Here is a 14,483-nt window from a genome sequence, read left to right on the forward strand (position 1 = left end):
CGACCTTACGAGTGATCAGTGGGTGAACGCCTCGACCGAAAGTCCGACTGCCGACCGGCGCTCTCGCGTAGCCCCTGTTCGGAACGGGTAAGGAGGAGTTCGTGATCGGAGAGCACGTCGTCGTGGGATACACCGCCGACTCGGGCGGGCGCGACGCTCTCGCCCTCGGCGCCGCGATCTCGCGGATCACCGGCGGCGAGCTGACGGTGGCGACCATCTACCCGCCGGGAAGCCCGGGGCTGGCCGTCGAGGCCCAGGCGAACCTGGCCGACGCCGCGTCGGAGCTGGGCGCCGAATCAGGAGACGTGCCGGCCGAGTTCCTGACCTTCGAGAGCCGCGGCTCGGGACGCGGGCTGTCAGTGCTGGCCAGCAGGATCAGGGCGGACCTCATCGTGGTCGGCTCGGCCGGCGGCAGGCAGCGCGGGCGCATCGGCATCGGGTCCACGTCCGACCACCTGCTGCACCTGTCGTCCGAGGCGGTGATGCTGGCACCCGAGGGGTACCCGCCGTTCGACGGCGTCGCCCGGCTCACGCTCGCCTACGTCCACCGCCCGCAGTGCGACGAGGCCGTGGAGCGGGTGGCGCAGGCGGCGCTGCGGCTCGGCGTGCCGCTCCGCCTGATCACGTTCGACCTGCGGACGGAGGATCAGGGACGCCTCAGGGACGACCTGGCGCTGGCGGTGCGGCTCGCGTGGGAGTCCACCGGGATCGAGGCGGAAGCCGAACTGGCCGAGGGGCACGACGTGACGGCGGCCATGGCGAACGTCGAATGGCTGCCGGGCGAGCTTCTGGTCTGCGCCGCCAGCGAGGACGCGCAACCGCACCGGGTGTTCCTGGGCGAACTGGCGATGAAGGTCCTGCGCGCGTCCCCCTGCCCGGTGACCGTCCTCCCCCGGGGGTTCACGTAGTCATCGGCGGCTGACGGTCTCGTACAGCTCCAGGTAGCGCTCGGCCATGACGGACGGCGAGAAGCGGCGGCGGGCCTCCCTGCGGCACTCCTCCGGGTCCAGCTCGCCGACCCGCAGCACCCACTCCGCCAGTTCCTCCTCGGTGTCGGTGAGGAAGCCGGTGCGGCCGTGCTCGATGATCTCCGGGAGGCAGCCGCGGCGCAGGCCCACCGGGGGGACGCCGAGCGCCAGGGCCTCCACCACGGCGGTGCCGCCCGGTTCGTCCCACTGGATGGGGAAGAGGGCGGCGCGGGCGGAGGCGTAGAGGTCGTCCCTGGCCTGGCCGCCCACCGCGCCTATCCAGCTGACCAGGTCGCCGTCGAGGTAGCGGGAGACCTGGTCCAGGTGGTAGCGGACGTCGGGGTGGCCGTGCAGGGGGTGGTCGGGGTCCTGGGCGACCTGGTCCAGCTCCGCGCGGGTCTGCAGGCCGCTGACCGGGCCCGCGAGGACGAGCGGGAGGCCGAGCTTCTGGCAGATCCTGGCGGCCACGTGCTGGCCCTTGAGGTGACAGACCCGTCCCATGACGATCAGGTGCTCGCCCGGCTCCGCGCGCACGTCCTGGCAGGCCAGCGGGGTGGCCAGGTGGACGGCCCCCAGGGAGGCGTCGCGCAGGGCGGCGGGGGCGCGTGCCAGCTGTGACTCCGACACGCCGTTGACCGCGATCGACTGCGGGAACGCGCCGTAGAAGGCGGGGTGCTTGCACAGGTCCCAGTGCAGCGTGTGCAGGACGGGCGGCCCTGCCAGGGCGGACAGGACGGCGGGCCCGACGACTTCCAGGTGGTCGTGCACCAGGTCGATGTCGTCGCGCGCGCGCAGCTCGGCCACCACGCGGGCCTGGTGGGCGTGGGCGATGCCCATCACCTGGTTGTACGGCTTCTGCAGGTGCGGGAACTGGCCCTCGTCGTACGCGCTGATCAGCTCGTCCACCTCCAGCGTGCTCGACCCGACGGAGGCGAGCACGACCCGGACCCCGCGCTCGCGCAGGGCGGGCACGAGGGTGGCGACCACGTTCTCGATTCCGCCGTATCCCGGCGGCGGGACGGCGAGCCACGGTCCCGCGTTCACCAGCACGTTCATGCCACGTCCTCCTCAACGTCCACCCCGACGGCGAGGGAGGCGAGGGGCGGCCGTTCCGCGACGGAGACGTCCACCACGCCGGCCTTCCCGCCGATCCCGAACTGCAGCAGCGTGGACACGGGCGGCTCCGCGACGCGGGCCCGTCCCTGGCGTTCCAGCCGCGACCAGGCGGTCAGCATGATCTGCCCGGACATTTGGCCGAGCGCGGCCAGCGACTGGTGGCTGTGGGCGCGGACGCCCAGGTCCACCTGGGACATCGCGTCCAGTCCCGCCAGGTCGAGCAGGTCCACCAGCAGCCCGAACTCCACCCCGTACTCGGTGACGAACGGCACCTGCTCCAGCACCTGGCGGCGGCCCGCGTACTCGCCGCCGAGGGGTTGCACGAAGCCGGCCAGTTCCGGCCAGAACATGTTGAGCAGCGGCCTGGCGACCAGCTCGGTGACGCGCCCGCCGCCATCGCGCAGCATCACCCCGTCGTCGCCGGTCAGCGGCCGCTCGTAGGCGCCTTTCACGAACTGGATGTCCTTGTCGAGCAGCAGCGGCCCCAGCAGCCCCGACACGAAGTGGGCGCCGAAGTTGCGCAGGTCGGAGTCCACGAACACGACGAGGTCGCCGGTGGACGCGGCGAGCCCCTTCCACAGCGCCTCGCCCTTGCCCGTCAGAGGCGGCAGGTGGGAGAGCACCGCTTCCTGCGCCACCACGCGGGCCCCCGCCGCCGCGGCCCGTTCGGCGGTCGCGTCGGTGGAGTTGGAGTCGACGACGATGATCTCGTCCACCAGCGGGGTCCGCTCGACGAGGTCGCGGCGGATCACGGTGACGATGTCTCCAACGGTGAGCTCTTCGTTTCGAGCGGGCAACACCACGCTCACCGTTGTGGCCCCCTTGGCAAGGAGGAGGGAATCGAGCGGCCACTCTGCCGCTGTGCTGGAATGTGGCCCGTACCATTCCCGGACCTTGGCCAAGGCCCGCAGATCTGTGTCCATGCGGTCAGCCCCGATCTCACGAGGTCACGGTCGGCGACTTCTGCCCGATCAGTGAGGCTTGGAACATCTTTGTTTGGTTTCAGTCAGATGTGGGATATGCCGAACTGTGTCCCCAACTCGTGTCGGCATCATCGGCGCCGGAAATGTCGCCGCTCGCCATGCAGACGTCCTGTCCGGCTTTCCCGATGTGACGATCGCCGGAATCGCGGACACCGACCTCCACAGGGCAGAGGCACTGGCTTCATTGCACGGTTCCCCCGCCTATGGCGGCCATGCCGACCTCTTGGAGGCCGGCGGTCTGGATGCTGTCTACGTGTGTGTGCCTCCTTTCGCGCACGGTAATCCGGAGTATGACGTATTGTCGTGCGATCTACCTATTTTTGTGGAAAAACCGCTGTCTCTTGACCTCGCAACCGCAGAAAAGATCTCAGCCGAAATAGACCGCCGAGGGCTTCCGTCCGCCGTAGGGCATCACTGGCGATATTTGGACATTCTCGAACGTGCGCGTGACCTACTTGCCGACCGGCCGGTACGGCTGGCGCTGGGGCACTGGCTGGACAAGGTGCCCCCGGTCGGCTGGTGGCTGAAACCCGAGATGTCGGGCGGGCAGGTGCTGGAGCAGGCCGTCCACGTGCTCGACCTGGCGAGGGTGCTCGTAGGCGAGGTGACCATGGTGCACGCCGTCTCGGCCGAGAACGGCGTGCACGGCGAGGTGGACAGGGCCACCGCCACCGTCCTCAGGTTCGCGACAGGCGCGGCCGGGCTGCTGGCCGCCACCAGCCTGCTGCGGCACAAGCACCGGGTGGGCCTGGAGGTGCACGCCGAGGGCGTCACGCTCGACCTGAGCGAGACCCGGCTGATGATCGACGGCGAGACGCTCGTCCAGGACGGCGGGCAGGCCAAGGTCCGGGTCGACAGGGAGTTCGTCGACGCCGTACGGGGCAGGCGGGCCGACGTGCGCGTCCCGTACCGGGAGGCGCTGCGGACGCACCGGCTGGCCCACGCGGTCGCCCGGTCGGCGCTGGAGCGGACGCCGGTGACGCTCGATGGGTGAGGTGCTGAGCATCGAGGCGCCGGGCGAGATCACGCTGGTCCAGGAGCGGTTGACCCGCGTCCCCGACGGCGGGTTCAGGGTGGCGACCACGCACAGCGGGATCTCGGCGGGCACCGAGCTGACCTACGTCAAGGGCAGCAACCCCTACCTGACCTCCAGCTGGGACCCGGCGCTCGGCCTGTTCACGCGGGGCACGCCGTCGATCTCCTATCCGGTGCGCGGCATCGGATACATGCAGGTCGGCATGGTCGTCGAGACCCGGACCCGGGTGGTGCGCGAGGGCGCGCTGGTGGCGATGGCGTACGGGCACCGCTCCGCCTACGTGGCCGACCCGATGGCCGACCGGTTCGTGGAACTGCCCGGCGACCTCGACGGCATGCTCGGCATCTACGTCGCCCACATGGGCCCGATCTGCGCGAACGGGCTGCTGCACGCGGCCCACGACCTGCACGGGCCGAACGTGCGCGACCTGGGCGACGGCGTGCGCGGGCGGCGCGTCGTCGTGGTGGGCGCGGGCGTGGTCGGCCTGCTGACGGCGGCGTTCGCGATGGCGCACGACGCGGCCGAGGTCGTGGTCGTGGACGAGACCCCGGCCAGGCTCGGCGTCGCCGAAGCCCTGGGCGCGAACGTCCTGTCCGTCGAGGACGACCCGGCGGCCGAGCTGAAACACCGGTGGCGGCACGCGCCCAACGACCGCGGCGCCGACGTGGTCTTCCAGTGCCGGGGTCAGGCCAGGGCGCTGGCGCTGGCGCTCAAGCTGCTCAGGCCGCAGAGCACGGTGATCGACCTGGCCTTCTACACCCGGGGCGCGGACGAGGTGCGCTTCGGCGAGGAGTTCCACCACAACGGGCTGACCCTGCGCTGCGCCCAGATCGGCAGGGTGCCGCGCGGGCTCGCGCACGCCTGGGACAGGGAGCGGCTGTCGCACGAGACGATCAGCCTGCTCAGGAGGTACGGCGGGCTGCTACGCGAGCACGTGATCACCGATGTCGTCGGCTTCGCCGAAGGACCCCGGCTGCTTGCCGACCTTGCCGCCCGCCGGCGGCACGCCGTCCAGGCCGTGCTCCGCGACCACGTCCAGGATGAGGGCGGCTGACCAGCTGAAGTCGCGGCAGCCGTGGCCCTGCAGGGTGAACGGGTCGAAGTACTCGCGGAACCCGGACCGCGTGACAGCGGTGATCATGCCGTCGGCCAGCGGCGCCGCCAGGTCGGACCGGCGGTGCCTGAGCCCCTGCCAGACCAGCCAGGTGAGGTTGATCCAGCTCGGCCCGCGCCAGTAGCGCGCCGGGTCGAACTCGGGCGCGGCGGGCGCGAAGCTGGGCAGCACGCCATCCTTCAGCGCGAAGCGGTCGAGGCCGGTGCCGATCAGCCCGTTGACGATGTCGCGCGGCAGGTCGGGCAGCATCAGCGGCACCAGGCCGGCGGCGCTGTTGGAGCGGACCAGGCAGCCGGTGAGGACGTCGCGGGCGTGGAACAGGCCGTCGTCGTAGAGGTGCTCGACCATGGCGACGGTGGTCGCGGCGGCCTCGCGGTGATGCGGCTCGGGGTCGAGCCCGCACGCCTTGGCGATCTTCGCCAGCGTCACCTCGGCCACCCCGTAGGCGGCGTTGAACAGCGGATCCTCGACGCGGAACGCCCCCGCGCGGCGGTAGCCGGTGTCGCGGTAGGCGCGGGCGAGGCCGACATAGCGCTCGTAGTCGCGGTCGGTCGGCCGCTCGTCGGCGCTGACGTGGGTGAGGTCCCTGCGCCTGACCCCGGTAGGGGACGCCTCGACCGCGGCGAGCGGGAGGTCCCAGGCCGGGCTGTTGTCCATGCCCGACTCCCAGGGATGGACGATGGAGATCAGCCCCTCGTCGGACCGCCTGGCGGTGCGCAGGAACTGCTGCTGGGCCACCAGCCGGGGGTAGATCCGGCGGAGGAAGGGAATGTCGGGCTCGGCCAGGTGCACCCGCCAGGCGGCCAGCGCGTGCACGGGCGGCTGCACGATCCCGGACGTCGCCACCCCCGACGGCGCGCTCACCTGCCAGAAGTCGGGCCCTGGAAAGTAGGCGCCGTCGGGCACCTTCGGGTTGAACGCGATGTGCGGCACCCGTCCGTCGCGCCACTGCGCGCCGAACAGCGTGAGCAGCTCCGACCTGGCCCGCCTCGGCGACCAGCGGGCGTTGCCGATCGCGATGAAGGCGGAGTCCCAGCTCCACTGGTGGGGGTAGAGCCGGCGCGACGGGACGGTGTAGCTCCCGTCCCAGTTGGAGACCAGGACGCGGACGGCATCGCGCAGGATCATAGGAACTTCCTGATGAAGGCGGCGGTCTCGGGGAGCACGGTCTCGGGCTCGCCGCGCAGGCGGCACTCCAGGGCGAGGTAGCCGTCGTAGCCCGCGGCGTCGAGCGCGGCGAGCTGCGCCCCCCAGTCGAGGTGGCCGGTGCCCGGCTGGTTCCTGTTCGACTCGCTGATCTGCATGTGCGCGAGGTAGGGCGCGGCCTCCAGCAGCGAGCGGCAGGGGTCGTCCTCCTCGATGTTCATGTGGTACGTGTCGCCGACGACCCTGATCGAGTCCATGGAGCAGTACGACACGGCCTCGGCGAGGGTGTTGACCATGTGGTTCTCGTACCGGTTGAGCGGCTCCAGCATGATCAGCACGCCGTTGCGCTGGGCGTGCTCACCGAGGACGCCCAGCGCCTCCGTCAGCACCTCACGGTCCTCCTGCGGGGAGCGCGGCGGCTCGAACGGCGGCAGGCGGCGGGAGAACTGCCCCCACGAGGCGGGCGTCATCACGCCGAGACCGCCCAGCTCGGCGATGACCGTCAGCTGCGACCGGAGCTGCTGGATGGCGTCCATCCGCTTGGCCGGGTCGAAGTCGCCGATGAAGTGCGGCATCTCGACGCACACGGTCGGCATGACCACGCCGTCGGCGAGCGCCCGCTTCAGCTCGGTCAGCCGGTTGGCGAAGTGGAACTCGCCCTTGCCGCGCAGCTCGATCGCGTCGAACCCGGCCTCGACGGCGAAGGCGAACTTCTCCTGCAGCGTGCGACCGGGCAGAAGCTGCTCCTGGACGGAAAGCTTCACTGTGCTACTCCTCGAATCGGAAGACGAGCTGGAGGACGTCGGAGGGCTGCCTGTCGAGCAGGTCGTACGCCTCGGCGGCCTGTTCGACGGTCATGACGTGGCTGACGAGCTCGTGGACGTCGACCTCGCCGCGGTACACCAGCTCCATGAAGGTGCGCTGGAGGCGTTCGATGTCCCAGCGGTGCGCGAGCCAGGACGCGACCCCGCCGATCTGGGACGAGACGAGCTGCACCTGGTTGTGGTGGAACTCCTCGCCGAGCCGCAGCCCGACCCCGTCGCCCTGGTAGAAGCCGGCGGCCACGACCCTGCCGCCCTTGCGCACGGTGCGGATCGCCTCGTGCAGGCCCTGGTTGCTGCCGCTCAGCTCGATCGCGGTGTCGGCGCCCTCGACGCGCTTGCGCATGAACTCGGCCACGGAGCCCGACTGCACGTCGAACGTCTCGGCCGCGCCGAACCGCCTGGCGAGCTCCAGGCGGGCCGGGAGGGCGTCGGCCGCGACCACCCTGGCGCCGCTCAGCACGGCGAGGCGGGTGGCGAGCAGGCCGATGACCCCCTGCCCGAAGATCGCGATCTGGTCGCCGAGGTGCACGTCGGCGGCGTGGACGGCGTTCAGCGCGATGGCGCCCACCCGCGCGAAGACGCCGGTCAGCGGGTCGATGCCCGGCGGCAGGACGTGGCCGACGAGCTTCTCCGCCGGGACGACGGCCTCGGCGCGATGGCCCCAGATGCCCCAGACGAGGCTGCCGACGGGCGGGTCGGCGACGTCGGGCGCCGCCTCGACCACTTCGCCGACCTCCTGGTAGCCCCAGCCGCTCAGCGGGTAGGCATGGGTCTGACCGTCGAGGAACAACCGGCGCTCGGTGTCCCACTTGCGATTGAGATAGGGATTGGTTCCGCGATAGGCGGTGAGCTCGGTGCCCGCGGAGACTCCCGAGTACACGGTCCGGACCCGCACGCTGCCCGGCACGAGTTCGGCGGACGGCTCCGCGGTGACGCGAACCTGGCCCGGCTTTTCAAAGGTTATGACGCGCATTCCTCAACACTTACGCTTTTTGATCATACAAAAGTCAAGGGATTATAGATTGTTCGCCTACGATAGTTGCGCCCAGAACACTCTTAAGTCTACGACTTCTGCCGGAGGTGACTGATGAAATTGGGTTTCTTGACAGCGTGTCTTCCGGAAAGCGATCTTACCGACATAGCACACTGGGCCGCACAGCAGGGTTTCGAGGCGCTCGAAGTGGCCGGATGGCCGTCCACGGATGACCGAAATCACATCCGGGTCGATCATTTCGACGAGGCAGAATGTGATCGCGTCAGCGGAATCTTCGCGGAGACCGGGCTCACGCTCTCCTCCATCGCCTACTACGAGAACAATCTGCACCCCCGCGAGGGGGCTCAGGTGAACGCGCACGTGCGCCGGTGCATCGACGCGGCGGCCGCACTGGGCTGCCCGACGGTCGGCACGTTCGTCGGGCGCGACCCCGGGCTGCCTGTGCGCGACAACCTCAAGCTCGCCGCCGACGTCTTCAAGCCGCTCGTCGCGTACGCCGCCGACCGCGGGGTCGAGATCGTCATCGAGAACTGTCTGATGAAGAGCTGGCATCCCGACGGCTACCCGGGGAACCTGGCCTACTCCCCCGAGCTGTGGGAGTGGATGTTCACGCTCGGGCTCAAGCTGAACTACGACCCGTCGCACCTGGTGGCGCTGGGGATCGACCCGGCCGCGGCAGCCATGCCGTACATCGCGCACATCGCGCACGTCCAGGCCAAGGACACGCAGATCATGCCCGAGAAGATCAACCGGTACGGCTACTACGGGCCCATCACCGGCGAGAAGGGGTGGTACCAGTTCCGGGTGCCCGGGCTGGGGCAGGTCGACTGGGTCCGGGTGATCGACGCGCTGCAGGCGGGCGGGTACGACGGCGTGGTCTCCGTGGAGCACGAGGACCCGGTCTACAGCGGAAGCACGGAGAGGGTACAGACCGGTCTCGGTATCGCCTACCACACGTTGCGCCATCTCGTGAAGGGGTAAGTCGGGCTTATCCCCAAGCAGAGGAGCGTGCCATGCCGAGGCAGGTAACCGCCGTCCTCTCCGTCGCACTGCTGTCGGCGGCCGCGCTGGCCGCCTGCGGCAGCGACGGCGGCAACGACAAGAGCGCCGGTCAGATCACGGTCTGGACCGAGGAGAACCTCGCGGACCGGATGGGCGCGCAGCAGTGGATCGTCGACGAGTTCACCCGCAGGACCGGGATCAAGGTCAAGCTGGTCGGGGTGGGCGAGGACCAGTTCAGCCAGACCATCACGGCCGCCGCCGCGGCGGACGACCTGCCCGACGTGATCGGCGCGCTGCCCCTGGCGTCCGTCCGCGAGCTGGAGGCCAACGACCTGCTCGACACCGAGACGCCCGGCAAGGTCGTCGACCAGCTCGGCCGCGGCTCCTTCTCGCGGCGCGCGCTGGAGCTCGACTCCTCGGGCGGCAAGCTGCTCGCCGTCCCGAGCGACGGGTGGGCGCAGCTCATCCTCTACCGCAAGGACCTGTTCCAGAAGGCCGGGCTTCAGCCGCCCGACACCTACGAGCGGCTGGAGGCCGCGGCGGCCAAGCTGAACACGGGCGGGGTCGCGGGCATCACGCTGGCCGTCGCGCCCAAGGACTCGTTCACGGCGCAGAGTTTCGAGCACGTCGCGCTGGCGAACGGCTGCCAGCTCGTCGACAGTTCCGGAAATGTCGCTCTTGACTCGCCGCAGTGCGTGAAGGCGTTCGAGTTCTACGCGAAGCTCGCGAAGAACTACTCCGTCAAGGGCAAGCAGGACGTCGACTCGACCAGGGCCACCTACTTCTCCGGCAAGGCCGCCATGACGATCTGGTCGTCCTTCATCCTCGACGAGCTGGCGGGGCTGCGCAACGACGCGCTGCCGAGCTGCGCCGAGTGCCGGAACGACCCGCAGTGGCTGGCGCGGAACACCGGCGTGGTCACGGCGCTGAAGGGCCCCGACGGCCGGGCCCCCGCCCAGTACGGCGAGATCGTGTCGTGGGTGATCACCCGCGACGCGGCCAAGAACTCGGCGGCCAGGTTCGTCGCGTACCTGATGAACGAGGGCTACCAGCGCTGGATCGGCATGGCCCCCGAGGGCAAGTTCCCGACCCGCGAGACCTTCGCCGCCGGGTGGAACAAGCTGCCCGCCGGGGTCGACGCCAAGAAGCCGCTGGCGGACGTGTACCCGTCCGAGGTGCTCGACGCGCTGCGCAGGAGCCCCGACACCTTCGCCCGCTGGGGCATCCCGCAGGGCCAGGGCAAGCTCGTCGGAGCCATCATGGGCGAACTGCCGGTGCCCAGGGCGCTGAGCGGCATCGTGGAGGGCTCGCTCACCCCGCAGGCCGCAGCGGCGCAGGCCAAGGCGAACGTGGAGACGATCAAACGCGGGATCCGGCAGTGAGCCCGCGAGGGAGCGCCGTCGCCTGGACTGAGGAGCGGCGGGAGCGCAGCGACCAGAGCGACGAAGGAAGGCGACGGACCCCAGCGACCGAGCCGCCGCACGGAGTGCGGCAATGAACACGCGCCGCCAGGAGGGACGCGCCGGGCTGGCGTTGATCTCCCCCACGCTGGTCATCACGCTGGTCGTGGTGGTCGTGCCGCTGCTGTGGGCGGTCATGCTGGCCTTCCAGGACGCCCGGCTGATCAACATCCGCCGGGTGGGCGTCTTCGGGCACTACACGCTGGAGAACTTCGGTTACGTGATCTCCGAGCCCGGGTTCTGGTCGGCGCTGGTCAACACGCTGGTCTACACGGTGGCGGGCACGGCGCTGTCGATCGCCCTCGGGCTGGTGGCCGCGCTGGCGCTGCGTGACAGGTTCCGGGGTAGGACCCTGGTCAGGGCCTCGATCCTGGTGCCGTACGTCGCGCCGGTGGTGGCCGTGGCGTTCCTGTGGGAGACGATGCTGAACCCGCAGTACGGCATCGTGAACTCCTGGCTCGCCGAGCCGATCGCGTTCCTCACCCAGGCGAAGGGGACCTTCCTCGGCGTCCAGGTGCCGGTGGCGCTGCTGACGGTGATCGCGTTCGAGGCGTGGCGGTACTTCCCGTTCGCGTTCCTGTTCATCCTGGCCAGGCTGCAGGCGCTGCCCGCCGAGCTGGAGGAGGCCGCGGTGGTCGACGGCGCGACGCCCACGCAGCGGTTCCGGTACGTGATCCTGCCGCAGCTCTGGCGGGTCATCGCGCTGCTGTCAGTGCTGCGCTTCGTCTTCACCTTCACCAAGTTCGACGACGTCTACCTGCTGACCGGCGGCGGGGCGGGCACCGAGGTCGTCAGCGTGCGCGTCTACAACTTCCTGACCTCGCGCGACGACATCGGCGCGGCGGCGGCCCAGGCGATCGTGCTCGCCGTGGTGCTGGTCGTGTTCCTGGCCCTCTACCTCAGGTTCTTCGCGGGAGGCGAGCGTGAGCAGGGATAGGTTCGAGCGGGGGCTGTTCAGGGTCCTCAGGCCGCTGGTGATCGCCTTCCTCTTCGCGATCACCGCGTTCCCGTTCCTGTACATGGTGACGCTGTCGGTGCGCGACATCCAGGAGCTGATCCTGGACCCGGGCTCGCTCTGGCCGCAGCACCTCACCCTCGGCACCTACGCCGACGTGCTGACCAGACAGGGCTTCCTGACGTTCATGCGCAACAGCGCGATCGTGGCGGTGGCGTCGGTGGCGGCCACCCTGCTGATCTCGATCCCGGGCGCGTACGCGGTGGCCAGGCTGCGCTTCTTCGGACGGCGGCAGGTGCACTTCCTGTTCCTGGCCATCTATCTGTTCCCGGCGATCGTGCTGGCCATCCCGCTGTTCGTGCTCTTCACCATGCTCGGGCTGCGCGGGTCGTTGGCCGGGTTGATCCTGGTTTACAGCGCACAGACGGTGCCGGTCACGGTATACATGCTCCGCAACTACTTCGAGACCGTGCCGCAGAGCGTGGAGGAGGCCGCTGCGATCGACGGCTGCTCACGGCTGTCGACGATCTGGCGGGTGGTGTTGCCGCTGTCCAAGCCCGCGCTCATGGCGACAGGTCTGTACGCGTTCATGATCGCCTGGAACGAGTTCCTCTTCGCCCTGCTCTTCCTCGTCGAGAAGCGGGAGAGCTGGACGGTCTCCCTCGGGCTGTCACAACTCGCGGGGAGCATCGAGATCCCGACTACGGTGCTCATGGCCGGTTCGGTGGTGCTGACGCTGCCCATCGTGATCGTGTTCTTCGCCAGCGAGCGACTGCTGACCGAGGGCCTCACGGCCGGGGCGGAGAAGGGATAGACCATGCTCACGGCAGGGCAGATCCTCCAGCTCATCAGGAATGGCGCCTGCCGTACGCGCAAGGAACTCATCCAGTACACCGGTCTGTCCCGCTCGACGATCACTGACCGGGTGGACCGGCTGATCGAGGCCGGGTACATCCACGAGTCCGGCGTCGCGACGTCCGGGGGCGGGCGGCCGCCTTCGGTGCTCGACATCGACGCGGCCAGGCACCTCGTCCTGGTGGCCGACCTGGGCGCCAGTCACGCCCTGGTCGCGCTGACCGATCTCGCGGCCCGGCCGCTGGCCGAGGAGCGGACGGAGATGCGCATCGAGCGCGGGCCCGAGCCGGTCCTGTCGTGGGTGCGTGAGGCGTTCCAGCGGCTGCTCGACCGCACCGGGCGGAGCGCCGGCCAGGTCTGCGGCGTCGGGCTGGACCTGCCGGGCTCCGTGGACCGCACCGGGGGCAGGCTCATCAGGTCGTTCCTGATGCCCGGCTGGGACGACTACCCGATCGGGGAGGCGATGCGGGGCTCGTTCGACGTCCCGATCCTGGTGGAGAACGACGCGAACGCGATGGCGCTCGGCGAGTGGTGGTCGTCCTGGCGGGAGTCGAGGGCGCTGGTGCTGGTCAAGGTCTCGACCGGGATCGGCGCGGGGATCGTCCTGGACGGGCGGATCTATCGGGGGGTCGAGGAGGCTGCCGGAAACATCGGTCATGTGCGGTTGCGTGAGACCGACGACCGCGTCTGCACCTGCGGCTCGCGCGGCTGCGTCGCCTCCCTGGCGAGCGGCCACACCGTGGCCGTCGAACTCGGCCAGCAGACCAGTCAGGACGTCGTGCGCCTGGTCCAGGCCGGCGACCCCACGGCCATCGCGCGCACCCAGGAGGCCGGGCGGACCCTGGGGATCGTCCTGGCCACCACGGTCAGCCTGCTCAACCCCGGCGTGCTGGTGCTGGCCGGGGACATGGCCGAGACCGGGGAGCACTACCTGACCGGCATCAGGGAGAGCGTGTACCGGCGCAGCCTGCCGTTCACGACCCGCAACCTGGAGATCGTCACCAGCTCGCTCGGGGACCGCGCGGGCATCGTGGGGACGGCGGTGCTCGTCATCGAGCACGTCCTCTCCCCCGCCGCCGTCGACGCCGCCCTGGCCATCGCCCCCGAGACGCGAACCTGACTCCCTGCGTCTGGCGCCTTCCTTGGGACGACGGGCAGGCGGAGCCAGGAGGCCCACCACCCGAGAGCGAACGGGCCTCCCTGCGGACGACGGGCAGGCGAGGTGGTCAGGGTTCCAGGCAGGGGCGGAGGTGGGCGGGCGCTTCGATGAGGGAGGGGCCGTACCAGGTGAGATAGCGCCCGCTGACCAGGGCGCAGGGGAGGCCGGGGAACGCCTCGGGTCCGTCGTCCTCGCTGAAGGCGTAAGGCTCGTCCGGCAGCACCACCAGATCCGGATTTTTCCCGACAAGCTGGTCCAGTGGGATCTTCGGGTACCGCTCGGGATGATCGGCGTAGAGGTTGGCCACGCCCAGCCGCCTGAGCACGTCCCCGGTGAACGTGTCGCGCCCCACCACCATCCACGGACGCCGCCAGATCGGCACGATCGCGGTCCTCAGCACCGGCGGCGGCTCGCCCCACGCCTCCCGCGCCCGGTCGAGCCACTCCGGCCGCCCGGTGCGGCAGGCGTGCCTGAACATCCGGTCCAGCGACAGGAACGCCTCGTCCAGCGTCTCGATCCTGGTCACCCAGACCGCCACGCCCGCCTGCCGCAGCGCCTCGATGTCGGGTGCCCGGTTCTCCTCGGCGTTGGCCAGGACCACGTCGGGTTTGAGCCGCCTGATCGCGTCGAGATCCGGGTTCTTCGTCCCCTTCACCCGGGTGACGTCCAGGTCAGCCGGGTGGGAACACCAGTCGGTCGCGCCGACGAGCGCGTCCGGCAGCGTCGCCGCCACCGACTCGGTCAGCGACGGGACCAGCGACACGATCCGGGAGACGTTCTCCGGCACCGGCACGGGCACGCCGGTGTCGTCTGCTTGGATGCTCACATCTGAACCCTAGGCCGACGAAGCCGGTAGAACCGGTTGTGAAAA

13 protein-coding genes and 1 pseudogene are annotated in these 14,483 nt (G+C 70.1%); 8 read left to right on the forward strand and 6 right to left on the reverse strand.

The genetic code is table 11. From position 1 onward, the window contains the following. The first annotated feature begins 101 nt into the window (after positions 1 to 101). Positions 102 to 908, forward strand: coding sequence for a universal stress protein (locus ABT294_RS02125; RefSeq protein WP_350802896.1), 807 nt, complete (start codon positions 102 to 104; stop codon positions 906 to 908). Here the strand turns inward: ABT294_RS02125 and ABT294_RS02130 are convergent, their stop codons facing one another. Together ABT294_RS02130 and ABT294_RS02135 are read right to left on the reverse strand one after the other, a co-directional pair. Further along, complete coding sequence (locus tag ABT294_RS02130; RefSeq protein WP_350802897.1) at positions 909 to 2,024, reverse strand: glycosyltransferase; 1,116 nt, start codon at positions 2,022 to 2,024, stop codon at positions 909 to 911. It lies immediately after the preceding gene. Continuing rightward, positions 2,021 to 3,007: a glucosyl-3-phosphoglycerate synthase gene (locus tag ABT294_RS02135; RefSeq protein WP_350802898.1), complete on the reverse strand. Its 987-nt coding sequence runs from the start codon at positions 3,005 to 3,007 to the stop codon at positions 2,021 to 2,023. Before ABT294_RS02135 ends, ABT294_RS02130 begins: the two co-directional genes overlap by 4 nt. A gap of 106 nt (positions 3,008 to 3,113) precedes the next feature. On the opposite strand from ABT294_RS02135, the gene ABT294_RS50790 reads away from it, so the two are divergent. Continuing rightward, a complete protein-coding gene (locus tag ABT294_RS50790; RefSeq protein WP_502911938.1) occupies positions 3,114 to 4,061 on the forward strand; it encodes a Gfo/Idh/MocA family protein in 948 nt (315 codons plus the stop codon). Further along, positions 4,054 to 5,157: a zinc-binding dehydrogenase gene (locus ABT294_RS02150; RefSeq protein WP_350802899.1), complete on the forward strand. Its 1,104-nt coding sequence runs from the start codon at positions 4,054 to 4,056 to the stop codon at positions 5,155 to 5,157. The genes ABT294_RS50790 and ABT294_RS02150 overlap by 8 nt, the downstream gene beginning before the upstream one ends. A 9-nt stretch (positions 5,158 to 5,166) precedes the next feature. On the opposite strand, the pseudogene ABT294_RS50795 reads toward ABT294_RS02150, so the two are convergent. The 3 genes and pseudogenes from ABT294_RS50795 to ABT294_RS02160 form a co-directional block, all read right to left on the reverse strand. Continuing rightward, a pseudogene (locus tag ABT294_RS50795) lies at positions 5,167 to 6,345 on the reverse strand (MGH1-like glycoside hydrolase domain-containing protein); the annotation flags it as partial. Next, on the reverse strand, positions 6,342 to 7,127 hold the full coding sequence (locus tag ABT294_RS02155) for a sugar phosphate isomerase/epimerase family protein (RefSeq protein WP_350802900.1): 786 nt from the start codon (positions 7,125 to 7,127) through the stop codon (positions 6,342 to 6,344). The pseudogene ABT294_RS50795 and the gene ABT294_RS02155, both read right to left, overlap by 4 nt. Positions 7,128 to 7,131: 4 nt before the next feature. Further along, entirely contained in the window at positions 7,132 to 8,160 is a 1,029-nt protein-coding gene (locus ABT294_RS02160; RefSeq protein ID WP_350802901.1) for a zinc-dependent alcohol dehydrogenase, read from the reverse strand. A 114-nt stretch (positions 8,161 to 8,274) separates the two neighbouring features. On the opposite strand from ABT294_RS02160, the gene ABT294_RS02165 reads away from it, so the two are divergent. The 5 genes from ABT294_RS02165 to ABT294_RS02185 all read left to right on the forward strand — a co-directional run bounded on the left by ABT294_RS02165 (position 8,275) and on the right by ABT294_RS02185 (position 13,573). Continuing rightward, on the forward strand, positions 8,275 to 9,162 hold the full coding sequence (locus ABT294_RS02165) for a sugar phosphate isomerase/epimerase family protein (protein ID WP_350802902.1): 888 nt from the start codon (positions 8,275 to 8,277) through the stop codon (positions 9,160 to 9,162). A gap of 32 nt (positions 9,163 to 9,194) precedes the next feature. Next, positions 9,195 to 10,565, forward strand: coding sequence for an ABC transporter substrate-binding protein (locus ABT294_RS02170; protein WP_350802903.1), 1,371 nt, complete (start codon positions 9,195 to 9,197; stop codon positions 10,563 to 10,565). Positions 10,566 to 10,677: 112 nt separating this feature from the next. Then, complete coding sequence (locus ABT294_RS02175; protein WP_350802904.1) at positions 10,678 to 11,580, forward strand: carbohydrate ABC transporter permease; 903 nt, start codon at positions 10,678 to 10,680, stop codon at positions 11,578 to 11,580. Further along, entirely contained in the window at positions 11,567 to 12,412 is an 846-nt protein-coding gene (locus ABT294_RS02180) for a carbohydrate ABC transporter permease (RefSeq protein WP_350802905.1), read from the forward strand. The genes ABT294_RS02175 and ABT294_RS02180 overlap by 14 nt, the downstream gene beginning before the upstream one ends. A gap of 3 nt (positions 12,413 to 12,415) precedes the next feature. Continuing rightward, positions 12,416 to 13,573 (forward strand): ROK family transcriptional regulator, encoded by a 1,158-nt coding sequence (locus ABT294_RS02185; protein ID WP_350802906.1) that lies wholly within the window; start codon positions 12,416 to 12,418, stop codon positions 13,571 to 13,573. Between the two features lie 106 nt (positions 13,574 to 13,679). Here the strand turns inward: ABT294_RS02185 and ABT294_RS02190 are convergent, their stop codons facing one another. Continuing rightward, entirely contained in the window at positions 13,680 to 14,432 is a 753-nt protein-coding gene (locus ABT294_RS02190; RefSeq protein WP_502911950.1) for a helical backbone metal receptor, read from the reverse strand. Between the last annotated feature and the right edge of the window lie 51 nt (positions 14,433 to 14,483).

It is taken from the genome of Nonomuraea sp. NPDC000554, assembly GCF_040300065.1.
Classification (GTDB): Bacteria; Actinomycetota; Actinomycetes; order Streptosporangiales; family Streptosporangiaceae; genus Nonomuraea.

What these genes read in the sequence shown, in the direction of transcription:
- ABT294_RS02165 (WP_350802902.1), top strand. Translation starts at nt 8,275, where the DNA reads ATGAAATTGGGTTTCTTGACAGCGTGTCTTCCGGAAAGCGATCTTACC.
- ABT294_RS02130 (WP_350802897.1), bottom strand. Translation starts at nt 2,024, where the DNA reads ATGAACGTGCTGGTGAACGCGGGACCGTGGCTCGCCGTCCCGCCGCCG.
- ABT294_RS02170 (WP_350802903.1), top strand. Translation starts at nt 9,195, where the DNA reads ATGCCGAGGCAGGTAACCGCCGTCCTCTCCGTCGCACTGCTGTCGGCG.
- ABT294_RS02160 (WP_350802901.1), bottom strand. Translation starts at nt 8,160, where the DNA reads ATGCGCGTCATAACCTTTGAAAAGCCGGGCCAGGTTCGCGTCACCGCG.
- ABT294_RS02135 (WP_350802898.1), bottom strand. Translation starts at nt 3,007, where the DNA reads ATGGACACAGATCTGCGGGCCTTGGCCAAGGTCCGGGAATGGTACGGG.
- ABT294_RS02175 (WP_350802904.1), top strand. Translation starts at nt 10,678, where the DNA reads ATGAACACGCGCCGCCAGGAGGGACGCGCCGGGCTGGCGTTGATCTCC.
- ABT294_RS02150 (WP_350802899.1), top strand. Translation starts at nt 4,054, where the DNA reads ATGGGTGAGGTGCTGAGCATCGAGGCGCCGGGCGAGATCACGCTGGTC.
- ABT294_RS02185 (WP_350802906.1), top strand. Translation starts at nt 12,416, where the DNA reads ATGCTCACGGCAGGGCAGATCCTCCAGCTCATCAGGAATGGCGCCTGC.